The sequence below is a fragment of the Halomonas bluephagenesis genome (genome assembly GCF_054790765.1).
The window spans coordinates 1,262,826-1,276,239 of record NZ_CP133631.1 but is presented as its reverse complement, the minus strand read 5'-3'; the positions used below and the strand labels follow the sequence as shown (position 1 = coordinate 1,276,239).

The window sequence follows — 13,414 nt, the reverse complement described above, 5'->3', positions numbered from 1 at the left end:
ACGATCGTTTTGCTACCTTAGCGGAGTTTGTCTTGATACGCAGCGACGAATTTTACATGCACCGAGCGCTTGACCAGGCACACCTTGCCTTTAAAGAGGGCGAGGTGCCGGTGGGTGCCGTGGTAGTAGATGCTCTAGGCGCTATTATAGGAGTAGGGAGGAACTCACCGGTAGCCAGTTGCGACCCCAGTGGTCACGCAGAAATTCGCGCGCTGCGGGAGGCGGGGCAGCAGGTGGATAACTATCGCTTAGAGGGCTGCACACTATTTGTGACGCTTGAACCATGCATGATGTGTGCGGGTGCCATGGTCCATGCCCGCTTAGCACGCTTGGTGTATGGTGCGGCAGAGCCGCGCACGGGTATGGTCGAATCAAAAGCCAACCTGCTTGCTCAGCCGTGGTTCAATCATCAAGTAGCCGTCACCAGTGGCGTGCTGGCAGCGCCGGCAAAAAAATTGCTAAAACAGTTTTTTGCTACGAAACGCTAGCCCGCTACTATCGTCAACGAGTGGCGGTATTGGGGGTAGCCAATCATTATTCCACGGGTGGAATAATATCAAAGAGTAACAGAGGCTCATCGCTAACCAGCGTTTGCCCCAGCTGGAAGAACTGCTGGCGGCTGCGCTCAACGTACTCAATCATCTCGTAGTAGCGACGAATGTTGCGTACATAAATGACGGGCTCGCCGCCGCGTGCATAGCCATAGCGAGTTTGGCTATGCCATTTCCGTTGCTGAAGTAGCGGTAGTGCTGCGCGTACATCTTGCCAGCTGTCTGGGTTGCCGCCGCGCATTTCGGCGATCTTGCGGGCATCGTATAGGTGTCCAAGCCCCACGTTGTAGGCTGCCATCGCCATGTAGAGCCGGTCATTACCGATAATGCTTTCAGGCAGACGATCTTTAATACTGCGTAAATAGCGTGCACCACCATCAATGCTTTGTGCTGGATTAGTGCGGTCAGCGACGCCCATCTCGCTGGCGGTAGGGTTGGTGAGCATCATCAGGCCACGCACCCCAGTAGGGGACACTGCGTTAGGGTCCCAGTGAGATTCCTGATAGCCCACGGCGGCCAGTAGTTTCCAATCAAACCCTGTATCTCGAGCGGCTTTTTTGAAAAGCTCGGTATAGGTTGGCAGACGTTCATCAAGATGGGCTAAAAACGTGCGCGTTCCCACATACTCCAAATAATCATCATGGCCAAAATAACGGCTGACTAGCTGTTCTAGCGTGCCATTTCCCTGTAGCTCCTCAAGGAACCGGTTAGCAGCTTCCAAGAGGCCCAGCCCGCGCCCGCTGGGCACCGCCCAGGTTAATGATAGCGGCTCTCCCAAGAAGAAGCCGCGCTCGACGTTGGGGAAAAAAAGCCGGTTTAGACGAAACTGATGATCAAAAATAATCGCCGCATCCAGCGTGCCGTTTTCCACCCGCGCCAGCAGTTCTGCTACCTCAAGCTCATGGGACTCTTTCCAGCTCAAACTTGGATAGTCGCGCTGAAGGGCGAGAAGTGCTTGGCTGGTGCCCGCCTCGCTCAGCGTGCCCAATTCCAAGCCAACTAAATTTTCCGGCTCGTTAATGCCGTTCAAGCCGCGGCGGTAAACCACCAATGGCTGCATCTGAATAATTGAACGGGTGTAATGAATGCCAGATGAATCTGGCAGCAAGGGCAGTGCTGCTGCACCCAGGTCACCTTGCCCTCGCACAGCAGGCAACACGCTTTCAGGGTGGTGGCTTGCATTGAGGTTTAAGCTAACGCCCAGGTAATCAGCAAACCGATGCATCAGTTCATATTCAAAGCCAGTTGGGCCTTGGCGGCCTTCATAGTAGGTGGTTGGCGTGTTGCGGGTATGAATGGTAATAAAATCTTTTGCGGTAATCTGGGCTAAATGTTCACCTTGCGATACCAGGGAGGCGCGCGGAACTAACGCTAAGAAAAGCGTAGCAATTACTGCGAAATAGGCGCGAGAACGCCTCATAAAGTGTCGGTAAATCAACGTTAGCATGGTGTCTTGTTGAGGGGAAACAGTCTGTAACGATACCCAGCCTGAGAGAAGCTGTCACCTTGTTGATTTCGTGTGGCCGCCGCTTTCCAGTATCATAGAGAGATTGCCGCGCTGCGGCCCATTGATTTCCTGCACGAACTCTTCCTGCTTTAGAGGCTCCCAGATATGCTCGAACTGCGAGGCGCACCCGCCCTTTCTGCCTTCCGCCATGAACGGCTGTTAACGGTGTTGCGTGAACGTGTTCCCGAGGTGGTGGCGCTGTCCGCCCATTATATCCACTTCATTGACCACCACGAGACGCTGGATGATGCTGCCCAGGAGCGTTTGGCCAAGCTGCTTGATTATGGCAGCCACGCGAGCCAAGACATTCCTGAAAATGCCCAGCGCTTCCTGGTTGTGCCGCGCTTAGGCACCCAGTCGCCATGGTCTTCTAAAGCAACTGATATTGCTCATAACTGTGGGTTGCACCAAATTGATCGCATCGAACGTGGTGTTGATTATCGGGTGGCGCTGAGTGGCGAACCCAGCGTCGAGCACCTGGAGGCGATCAGCGCACTGCTTCACGACCGCATGACGGAAAACGTGCTAGCTGACATTGCTGACGCGGTTAAGCTGTTTGCTCATCACACCCCTGCACCACTGGGCAGTGTCGATATCTTGGAAGGCGGCCGCGAAGCGTTGGCGACAGCCAACCGAGAGTTAGGGCTGGCGCTTGCCGATGATGAAATCGACTATCTGGTTGCGGCCTTTATTGAGCTTGGTCGCAACCCTAGCGATGTCGAGCTGATGATGTTCGCCCAGGCAAACTCAGAGCACTGCCGCCACAAAATCTTCAACGCGGACTGGGTTATTGATGGCGAAGCCCAGAGTCACTCGCTGTTCAAGATGATTAAGAACACCTTTGCGACCTCGCCGGATAACGTGCTGTCGGCTTATAGCGACAACGCGGCAGTGATCAAGGGTAGCCAGGGGGGGCGCTTCTTCCCTACGCCGCTGACTGGTGCTGAGGGAGAGCGGGCTAGCTACAACGCCCACCAAGAGCCCATTCACATTCTGATGAAGGTGGAAACCCACAACCACCCTACAGCGATTGCACCATTCCCAGGCGCGGCGACCGGTTCTGGCGGTGAAATACGTGATGAGGGAGCGACCGGTATTGGCGGTAAGCCGAAGGCGGGCCTTTCAGGCTTTACCGTTTCCAACCTGCGTATCCCCGAGTTTGTACAGCCTTGGGAAGCCTTTGACTACGGCAAACCCGAGCGCATGCAGTCAGCGCTGCAAATTATGCTGGATGGCCCCATCGGTGGTGCAGCGTTTAACAATGAATTTGGTCGGCCTAATCTGACGGGCTACTTCCGTACCTATGAGCAGGATACGTTGAGCGACGATGGTATCGAGCGTCGCGGCTTCCACAAGCCGATTATGCTGGCCGGTGGTTATGGCAATATTCGTGCCCACCATGTGCAAAAAGGTGAGATTCCCGTTGGTGGCAAGCTCATCGTGATGGGCGGCCCGGCCATGTTGATTGGCCTGGGTGGTGGTGCAGCGTCTAGCATGGCGTCAGGCGAGTCTAGCGCGGACTTAGATTTTGCCTCAGTGCAGCGGGAAAACCCGGAAATTGAGCGTCGCGCTCAGGAGGTCATCGACCGCTGTTGGGCGTTGGGCGATAAAAACCCGATTCGCTTTATTCATGACGTAGGCGCTGGCGGGCTTTCTAATGCTCTGCCGGAGCTGGTTAAAGACGGTAATCGCGGTGGTCTGTTTGACTTACGTGCGGTGCCTAACGCCGAGCCGGGAATGAGCCCGCTGGAAATTTGGTGTAACGAAGCCCAAGAGCGTTATGTGCTGGCCGTTGCCCCAGAAGACCTGGAGACCTTTGACGCACTGTGTAAGCGTGAGCGCTGCCCCTATGCGGTAGTTGGCGAGGCTCTGGAGCATCATCATTTGGAAGTTCGCGACGGCCATTTTGATACCAAGCCGGTAGATCTCCCGATGAGCGTGCTGTTTGGCAAACCGCCGAAGATGACGCGTTCGTTTGAGCGTCAGACTCCTGAGCTGTCTGGCGTCATGCTCGACAACCTTGATCTGCGTGAAGCGATGGACAGGGTATTGCGCCTGCCGACCGTAGCATCGAAGAGCTTTTTGATTACCATTGGCGACCGCTCTATTACCGGCCAAGTCGCCCGTGACCAAATGGTTGGCCCTTGGCAAGTGCCGGTGGCCGACGTTGCTGTGACCACCGCAAGCTTCGACACCCACGCTGGTGAAGCCATGGCAATGGGCGAGCGCCCGCCAGTGGCGCTAATTAACCCTGCTGCCAGTGCTCGCCTGGCCGTTGCCGAAGCGATTACTAACCTAGCCGCTGCGCCAATTGCCAAACTGTCGGATGTTAAGCTTTCTGCTAACTGGATGAGCGCCGCTGACCATCCCGGTGAGAACCAGGCGCTTTATGATGCCGTGCATGCGGTAGGCATGGAGCTGTGCCCGGCACTCGGCATTGCCATTCCAGTGGGTAAGGACTCCATGTCCATGCGCACCGCTTGGCAGGAAGGTGACGAGGCTGACGAAAAGAGCATCACATCGCCGCTCTCACTGGTGGTGACGGGGTTTGCACCGGTGACCGATGCGCTGGCGACGCTGACGCCGCAAATCAATCTGGAGCAGGATGAATCTGACCTGATTCTGATCGACTTGGGTAATGGGCAAAACCGCCTAGGTGGCTCTGCGCTGGCGCAAGTCTATGGTCAAGTCGGTAACGAGTGTCCAGACGTCGATGACCCAGAAGACCTGAAAGCATTTTTCGAGGTCATTCAGGGGCTTAACCGCGATGGCAAACTGCTGGCCTACCACGACCGTAGCGATGGCGGCCTGCTAGTCACGCTGCTGGAAATGGCCTTTGCTGCCCATGCGGGTCTGGAAATCAAGCTGGACTGGTTGATTGATGAGCCGGTGGAAGCCTTCAATGCGTTGTTCTCCGAAGAGTTGGGTGCGGTGATTCAAGTAAACCGCGAGCACACTGAAGAAGTGCTCACCCAGTTCGCCGTTGCGGGTATTGAAACGTGTGGTGTCATTGCGCGCCCTCGTTATGACGACCAGGTGCGAGTGACGCTATTTGAAGAGCCGCTGCTGGAAACTACCCGTCAACTGACTCAGCGCACTTGGGCTGAGACCAGCTATCGCATGCAGGCACTGCGTGATAATCCTGAATGCGCTAAGAACGAATTCGATAGCTTGCTGGATGTTCGTGATCCTGGCCTAAGCGCCGCGCCTAGCTTTGATATCAACGATGATATCAGCGCGCCGTTTATCAACACTGCCAAGCCTGCTGTTGCCGTGCTGCGCGAGCAAGGTGTTAATGGTCAGGTCGAGATGGCCTGGGCGTTCCACAAAGCCGGCTTTGACGCAGTGGATGTGCATATGAGCGACATCCTGGAAGGACGTGTTTCCCTCGATGAGTTCAAAGGGCTAGTCGCCTGCGGGGGCTTCTCGTATGGCGACGTACTGGGCGCAGGCGGCGGTTGGGCGAAATCGGTGCTTTTCAATGAGCGAGCCCGTGAGCAGTTTGCGAGTTTCTTCACCCGTGATGACAGCTTCTCGCTGGGTGTGTGCAACGGCTGTCAGATGCTTTCGCAACTGAAATCATTGATTCCGGGCGCTGAAAGCTGGCCTGCGTTTGAGCGTAATGAATCTGAGCAGTTTGAAGCACGCGTGGCGATGGTGCGGGTAGAGAAAAGCCCGTCGATTCTGCTGGCGGGGATGGAGGGCTCTAAGTTGCCGATTGCCGTGGCCCATGGCGAAGGACGTGCAGAGTTCCGCGATACCGCGCACCTGCGCAGTATGCAGTCTAGCAGTCAGATAGCGCTGCGCTATATCGACAACTACGGCCAAGTGACAACCCGTTACCCCGCCAACCCCAACGGCTCGCCGTCAGGGATCACCGGCCTCACTACGCCAGATGGCCGCGTGACCATCATGATGCCTCACCCTGAGCGGGTGACCCGTGCGGTTACTAACTCTTGGCGTCCGGCTGAGTGGACTGAGGACGGCGCTTGGCTGCGTTTATTCCGTAATGCCCGTGTATGGCTGGGCTGATACGTCCTGCCATGCTAAAGAAAAGCGGCCTGCGGGCCGCTTTTTGCTACGAGGGCAATGGGGTAGGGCGATGGTGAGAGTAAAATGAAACGATTGTTTGAAAAACGTTCATCCTCGCGCCACACTCACTTCATAAACGCGTTTATCAGTTTATAAGCGGATTAGCCCGCAAGCCCAGCGATCGCCAATCGGTGGCGAGCCAAAGAACTCTTCAGGGAGCTCGAATGCATCAAATCCTCAATGAACGTGTAACGCTGACCTTCGCCGACCACGTGGCCGAAGTCATGTTGTCGCGACCCGAACATCACAATGGCCTGGATTGGGCCATGATCGATGGCCTGCTGGCGGCCCAGCAGCGCTTGACCCAGCTTAGTGGAGTGCGTGCCGTGGTCTTAAGCGGCGATGGTGACAGCTTTTGCGCGGGGCTCGATATGGCGGCGATCATGATCGAGGCGGAGCGATTGCCCACTCTGCTGGCGCCTGACGAAGCGGGCATCAACCCGGTTCAGCGCTTGGCTCTAGGCTGGCGTGAGGTGGGCGTTCCCGTGGTGGCTGCCTTGCACGGGCATGTCTACGGTGGCGGCCTGCAAATTGCCTTGGGTGCCGATATCCGTATTCTCCATCCACGAGCACGACTGGCGCTGCTGGAGATCGATTGGGGCATCATCCCCGATATGGCTATTAGCGTGACTGGAGCGGCGTTGCGCCAGGATGTGCTCCAAGAACTGGCGATCAGCGGACGCAAGGTGTCAGGGGAAGAGGCCTATCAGTTAGGCCTGGGCAGTCGGCTGAGCGATACGCCCCTGGAAGCCGCCCGGGAAACCGCTGCACTCATCGCCTCGCGTTCACCTCGGGCCGTCGCTGCGGCTCGTGAGCTGTTCGCTCGCGGTCCGGGGCTGGCCCATGGCGATCGTCTGGCCCTTGAAGCGCATTTGCAACAGCAGCTTTTGGCCGGCGCCGAGCATCGCGAAGCGGTGAGCGCACGAATGGAGCGTCGCGCCCCGCGTTTCGACTGACATGCAACCATTCAGCCCTTCCACCGCCCCTGTTTTTGGCACGCCACCCTGCTTGAGACCTTACCAAACGGAGGCGGTAAAGCGTGTGGTGGAGCACTTCCGTGCGACCAGTGCGCCCGCGGTGGTGGTATTGCCCACTGGGAGCGGTAAGTCGTTAGTGATTGCTGAGCTGGCCAGGCTAGCCCGTGGCCGTGTGTTGGTGCTGGCCCACGTGCGTGAGCTGGTTGAGCAAAATCATGCCAAGTACCAAGCCTACGGGCTTCAGGCAGATATTTTCAGTGCAGGTCTTAAGCGTAAAGAAGCCAGCCGACAAGTGGTGTTTGGCTCGGTGCAATCAGTGGTGCGTAATCTGGAGCGCTTCAGTGACGCCAGTTTTACGTTACTGGTGATTGATGAATGCCACCGAGTATCGCTGGAAAAAGATGCCAGCTATCGCCAAGTGATTGAGCATCTGCAGCGTCAGAACCCACAGCTAAAAATTCTCGGCTTAACCGCTACGCCGTTTCGGTTAGGGCAGGGATTTATCTACCACCGCCATCACCATGGCATGGTGCGTGGCGATGAAGCGTGCTTCTTTGCCGACTGCGTCTTTGAACAGCCGCTACGATTGATGGTGAAACAAGGTTTTTTGGCGGCGCCTAAACGGCTGGATATGGCCATTGAAGGCTACGATTTTTCTGCCTTGGCCCCTGCGCCCAGTGGGCTGTTTCGTGAGGAAGAGCTCAACCGTGTTGTTGCCGGTAGTCGCGTTACGCCAGGGATCATTGCCCAGGTGGTTGAGTATGCCTCCGCGCGTCAAGGGGTGATGATTTTTGCCGCAACGGTCGCTCATGCTGAAGAAATTATCAGCTACTTACCTATGAACCAAGCAGCGCTGATTACCGGTGCGACGGCTTCACAGGAGCGTACTTCTCTTATTGAAGCATTCAAAGCGCGTGAGCTTAAATTCTTGGTCAACGTCGCTGTGCTGACGACCGGATTTGATGCGCCTCATGTGGATTTAATCGCTATTCTGCGTCCCACAGAATCGGTGAGCCTTTATCAGCAGATTGTTGGCCGAGGGTTGCGTTTATCGCCGGGTAAAGCCAACTGCTTGGTTCTGGATTTTGCGGGTAACCCTTGGGACCTATACTCGCCAGAAGTGGGCGAGCCAAAACCGGACAGTGACAGTGAACCGGTCCAGGTTGAGTGTCCGGCGTGTGGTCACGCCAATTTATTCTGGGGTAAGCGTGATGGCGAGCTGGTGATTGAGCACTTTGGTCGTCGCTGCCAGGGGTTGGTGGATAACCCCAATCCGACTGCTAAGGCGGGCAAGGGTAGGCAGGGCGCCGATCAAAAGCAGTGTGATTTTCGTTTTCGCTTTAAGGTCTGCGAGCAATGTGGCGCTGAAAATGATATTGCCGCCCGCCGCTGTCACGGCTGCGAGCAACTGCTGGTTGATGCCGACGATAAGCTCAAAGACGCGCTCAAATTAAAAGATGCCAACGTACTGCGAGTCAGCGGTATGCAGTTAGAGGCCACGACCAACGGGCGAGGGCTGCCGCGTTTAAAAGTGACCTACTATGATGAAGATGGCGCGAGCTTGGCGGAGTGGTTTGCGCTGGAAACACCTGCTCAGCGGCGGGCATTTTTTGCTGTTTTTTTTAGCAATCACCTGCGTGCCCCAGGCGCTAAGTGGCAGCCTGCTTCGCCGGCCGAGGTGGTCGAAGAGCAGCGACGGCTGCGCCACCCAGACTTTGTCGTTGGCCGTAAAGTCGGACGGCACTGGAAGCTTCGCGATAAGCTGTTTGACTATCAAGGGCGCTATCGCAAGGCGGCTGAGGCAGGGGAGCGATAATGCCTCAATAGGCGACACGCTGTTACACTGGCGAGCATGGACACTTAACTTACCATGGACGTTTAACTAACCATGGATGTTTAACTAAAGGAACACGCCCCGCGTGAGCGAGACGCCAAACGCAACCGTTGATCACGAGCTTATAGAGCCAACTGCTGAACCGGTAGTAGAGGCGCTTGGGCGCCTGTTTGATGAGCCGATCATGCAGCTGCCGGAGGATCTTTACATACCACCAGAGGCGCTGCGGGTGTTTCTGGAAGCCTTCGAGGGGCCGCTCGATCTGCTGCTCTATCTTATTCGCCGTCAGAACCTGGATATTTTGACGATCAATGTGGCGACCATTACTCATCAATACATTGAGTATGTGGAATTGATGAAAGCCATGGAGATTGAGCTGGCCGGAGAGTACTTATTAATGGCGGCTATGCTGGCGGAAATTAAATCCCGCACACTCCTGCCGCGTCCACCGAAGGCAGAAGGCGAGGAGGAAGAAGATCCCAGGGCTGAGCTTATTCGTCGTCTGCAAGAGTATGAACGCTTAAAAGAAGCGGCCGAAACATTGGATACGCTGCCTCGGGTAGGGCGTGACTGGTTTAGTGTGCAAGCGGGGCTGCCACCGTTAGAAGCGCGGGTGATTCATCCTGATGTAGGGTTAGACGAGCTGCTGGGAGCACTATCGGATATTCTGAAACGTGCGGAGCTGGCGCAAGCCCACCAAATCAGCCGTGAGGTTCTCTCTACCCGCGAACGTATGCTGAAAATTATGGAGCAGTTACACCACGATGGTGACCACCAGCGCTATACCCCGTTTGAAGCGTTGTTTACGCTGGAAGAAGGGCGCGCTGGAGTAGTAGTGACGTTTATGGCCATTTTAGAGTTAGCCAAAGAAGCTATGATCGAAATTGTACAGAATGCGCCACTGTCGCCCATTCATGTGCGTGCGCGGCGTGCCGCCCTCACGGATGGAGAAGAGAGCGCATTTGAAGTGGCTGACTCAGACGATGACGCCTCAGAGTCTGCGTTTGAAGAGCGTGCGTTTGAAGAGCCGGTATTTGAACCTGACGAGGAGTCATCGTGAGAGACACCACGTTAGACGATATTATTGAAGCAGCGCTGCTTGCCGCTGGCGAGCCGCTTTCCTTAGAGCGGCTTGAAACGCTGTTTTTAGAAGATGAGTGCCCCTCCAAAAAAGCACTTCGCGACACGTTGTCTCGCCTTGTTTTGCGTCATGAAGAAGGGGCGCTGGAACTCGTGGAAACGGCGTCTGGATTTCAGCTGCGTATTCGGCCTCGTCTCTCTCATTGGGTATCGCGCCTATGGGACGAGCGGCCGCAGCGTTACTCTCGGGCACTGCTGGAAACGCTGGCGCTGATTGCCTATCGCCAGCCGGTAACGCGGGGGGATATTGAAGACGTGCGCGGTGTGAGTGTCAGCAGCTCTATTATGCGCACGCTAGTAGAGCGGGGGTGGATTCGTGTGGTAGGCCACCGAGATGTGCCTGGGCGACCTGCTGTTTACGCCACTACCCGCAGCTTTTTAGATGATTTTGGCCTGAAAACCTTGGACGCATTGCCGCCGATGCATGCATTGGTCAATGCCGAGGATAGCGACATTGCTATTGAGCAAGGTGACAATGGGAATCCGCTAGAAGAAAGCACTAATGGCCAAGAAGAAAGTGCCCAAGAAGAGTGTATTGGTGATCAAGCAGAAAGCATAAGCAACCAAGATGAGACACAACCAGCACTGGACGAAATGCCTGAAACCGTGCAGGATGCGCCACCCCAGAGTGAAGAGATAGCTTCAGCTAAGATTGCTGATCAACACGCCGAGACGGCGTTAACCCAGCCGCTGAGTTTTGCCGATTTAGAGGCGCGCCTAGCGGCACGTGCGCAGCGCAATGACGATGATGCGCGCACGCAGACTAACGATGTGAGGTCAGACGACCATGAGTCAGAGCAATAACACCACGCCCCCCACCAGCGAAAAGCTGCAAAAAGTACTGGCCCGGGCAGGGCTGGGGTCACGCCGTGAAATGGAAACTGCCATTTCCGATGGTCGAGTAAAGGTTAATAGCCAAGTAGCCAAGTTAGGCGACCGAGTAGAAGCCCGCGACAAAGTAAGTTTTGATGATCGCCCTGTGTCGCTGCGGCCCGAAGAGGAAGTGCCGCGCCGCGTGATTATGTACAACAAGCCGGAAGGCGAGTTGTGCACGCGCAAAGACCCAGAAGGGCGTCGCACGGTGTTTGAACGCTTACCACGCCTGAAAGGTGAACGCTGGATTGCCATTGGTCGTTTGGATATTAACACCAGTGGCTTGCTGCTATTCACCACAGACGGCGAGCTTGCTAACCGTCTAATGCACCCTTCGACTCAGGTAGAGCGCGAGTACGCAGTTCGAGTGATGGGTGAGGTCAAGCGCGAGCATATTATTGCCATGGTTGATGGCGTGATGCTAGAGGATGGGCCAGCGCGCTTTACTGACGTACAGGAGTTTGGTGGCGAAGGTATTAATACCTGGTTCCACGTGGTTATTTTAGAAGGTCGTAACCGAGAAGTGCGTCGACTATGGGAATCTCAGGGGCTCACGGTTAGTCGTCTGAAGCGGGTGCGCTACGGCAACATCTTCCTTGATAAGCGCGCCAAGGCAGGTGAGTGGGTTGAGCTTTCCCAAGATGAGGTCGATGACTTGGCCACGTTGGCAAGTCTCGAAACCCGCAAGGTGCCAGCACTAACGCCTGATGAGAAAAACCGCTGGAGCCGTGATAAACACAAGCGCCGCCCGGTTCAAGCAATGCGCAAGCCTAAGCGTAATTGATAATAGTTAAAGGTAATTAATAAGAGTGATTTTGACGGATGCTTATTGGTAAAAGGTAAAAAAGGCTTGCTATTAGTGAGCTCTATCCGTACTATATGCATCCGTTCGAGGGGGTCGTTAGCTCAGTTGGTAGAGCAGTTGACTTTTAATCAATTGGTCGTAGGTTCGAATCCTACACGACCCACCACTCGAACTGATTTATAGCGCCAAGTAGTCAACTAGGTGCGTAGCAAAATTTGGGTCGTTAGCTCAGTTGGTAGAGCAGTTGACTTTTAATCAATTGGTCGTAGGTTCGAATCCTACACGACCCACCAAATTTAACGCCCCTGGTAGCTTGCTGCCAGGGGCGTTTTGCTATTCGGTGATAAAGCGTCCTAACGCACACTTTATGCTTGCAGCGGGCAACGATTTAACACCACAATAGTCTTAGTTATAGCTACCAATGATGTCACGGTAGCGCTGTCCGCGCTAATGGCGGGCAGAGCGACGAGTCACCGCGAGAGACGCAGCGGCTCGTCGCATCGAGTGCGGCGTTTGCGGAGTGCACACGCCGTGACCGGTGTTTAACAGGGGGATTCCCTGTTCGTCACAGTGGTAGACACGATGACTATTATGACTACTCAAGCTGAGCTCGACGCTCCGCTCCCCAGCCCGTACTGCCCCACCCGCATTCCTGCGGAAGACGAGGCGCGGGTAGCTGAAATCAAGCAACTGCTTAAGGCACACAATGCGGTGCTAGTTGCTCATTACTATACCGATGATGCTATTCAACAGCTGGCCGAAGAGACTGGCGGCTGTGTTGCAGACTCCCTTGAAATGGCGCGCTTTGGCGCACGCCACGATGCAACAACGCTGGTAGTTGCAGGTGTACGATTCATGGGGGAAACAGCGAAAATTCTATCGCCAGAAAAACGTGTATTAATGCCCACTCTGGAAGCTACCTGTTCGCTGGATATTGGCTGCCCTGCTGATGAGTTCAGTGCTTTTTGTGATGCGCACCCTGACCGTACCGTGGTGGTATATGCCAACACCTCTGCTGCCGTGAAAGCGCGTGCTGACTGGGTCGTTACCTCTTCGATTGCGGTTGAGGTTATTGAGCATCTTCAAGCCAAAGGTGAAAAAATACTTTGGGCGCCAGATAAGCACTTAGGTGGCTATATCCAGAAAAAGACCGGCGCCGATATGCTGATGTGGGACGGTGCCTGTATCGTTCACGAAGAGTTTAAGGCAAAAGGGATTGAAGATCTTAAACGACTTTATCCTGAAGCCGCGGTGCTAGTGCATCCAGAATCACCGGATGCCGTGGTCAAACTGGCCGATGTTGCAGGTTCAACCTCTCAACTGATCAAAGCCGCGCAGACCCTGCCCAATGACAAATTAATCGTTGCCACTGATCGCGGTATTTTCTTTAAAATGCAGCAGGCGGTGCCCGATAAAACACTGTTTGAGGCGCCCACTGCGGGTAATGGCGCGACTTGCCGTAGTTGCGCGCATTGCCCGTGGATGGCGATGAACGCTCTGGATAACTTGGCTGGTGCGTTGCGCGACGGGTGTGGTGAAATTTTTGTAGATGACACGCTGCGACTGCAGGCGTTAAAACCATTAGAGAGAATGCTGAATTTTAATGCCTAGCGTATAGGTTCACCATGGCAGCTC

The 13,414-nt window shown here is 55.2% G+C and carries 9 protein-coding genes and 2 tRNA genes; 10 read left to right on the top strand and 1 reads right to left on the bottom strand.

Translation table 11 applies throughout. The features are described from left to right. Positions 1 to 35: 35 nt before the first annotated feature. Entirely contained in the window at positions 36 to 488 is a 453-nt protein-coding gene (tadA, locus tag REH51_RS05595) for a tRNA adenosine(34) deaminase TadA (protein WP_221927901.1), read from the top strand. 46 nt (positions 489 to 534) lie between these two features. Here tadA and mltF read toward each other — a convergent pair whose 3' ends face one another. Next, positions 535 to 1,998 (bottom strand): membrane-bound lytic murein transglycosylase MltF, encoded by a 1,464-nt coding sequence (mltF, locus tag REH51_RS05590; RefSeq protein ID WP_009724823.1) that lies wholly within the window; start codon positions 1,996 to 1,998, stop codon positions 535 to 537. 165 nt (positions 1,999 to 2,163) lie between these two features. Between mltF and purL the strand changes: the two genes are divergently transcribed. The 9 genes from purL to nadA all read left to right on the top strand — a co-directional run bounded on the left by purL (position 2,164) and on the right by nadA (position 13,390). Next, entirely contained in the window at positions 2,164 to 6,090 is a 3,927-nt protein-coding gene (gene purL, locus REH51_RS05585) for a phosphoribosylformylglycinamidine synthase (protein ID WP_009724822.1), read from the top strand. Positions 6,091 to 6,314: 224 nt separating this feature from the next. Further along, the gene (locus REH51_RS05580) at positions 6,315 to 7,106 is read left to right on the top strand and encodes a crotonase/enoyl-CoA hydratase family protein (protein ID WP_009724821.1); all 792 of its coding nucleotides are present in this window, start codon (positions 6,315 to 6,317) and stop codon (positions 7,104 to 7,106) included. A 1-nt stretch (position 7,107) separates the two neighbouring features. Beyond that, a complete protein-coding gene (radD, locus tag REH51_RS05575; protein WP_498937120.1) occupies positions 7,108 to 8,943 on the top strand; it encodes a DNA repair helicase RadD in 1,836 nt (611 codons plus the stop codon). A 103-nt stretch (positions 8,944 to 9,046) separates the two neighbouring features. Continuing rightward, entirely contained in the window at positions 9,047 to 10,021 is a 975-nt protein-coding gene (locus REH51_RS05570) for a segregation and condensation protein A (RefSeq protein ID WP_009724819.1), read from the top strand. Next, entirely contained in the window at positions 10,018 to 10,905 is an 888-nt protein-coding gene (gene scpB, locus REH51_RS05565) for an SMC-Scp complex subunit ScpB (RefSeq protein WP_009724818.1), read from the top strand. Before REH51_RS05570 ends, scpB begins: the two co-directional genes overlap by 4 nt. Next, positions 10,889 to 11,758 (top strand): 23S rRNA pseudouridine(2605) synthase RluB, encoded by an 870-nt coding sequence (gene rluB, locus REH51_RS05560; RefSeq protein WP_009724817.1) that lies wholly within the window; start codon positions 10,889 to 10,891, stop codon positions 11,756 to 11,758. The genes scpB and rluB overlap by 17 nt, the downstream gene beginning before the upstream one ends. A 111-nt stretch (positions 11,759 to 11,869) precedes the next feature. After that, positions 11,870 to 11,945: transfer RNA gene (locus tag REH51_RS05555), tRNA-Lys, on the top strand. Positions 11,946 to 11,996: 51 nt separating this feature from the next. Continuing rightward, positions 11,997 to 12,072 (top strand) — tRNA-Lys (locus tag REH51_RS05550). A gap of 289 nt (positions 12,073 to 12,361) precedes the next feature. Continuing rightward, positions 12,362 to 13,390: a quinolinate synthase NadA gene (gene nadA, locus REH51_RS05545; protein ID WP_009724816.1), complete on the top strand. Its 1,029-nt coding sequence runs from the start codon at positions 12,362 to 12,364 to the stop codon at positions 13,388 to 13,390. The last annotated feature ends 24 nt before the right edge of the window (positions 13,391 to 13,414 follow it).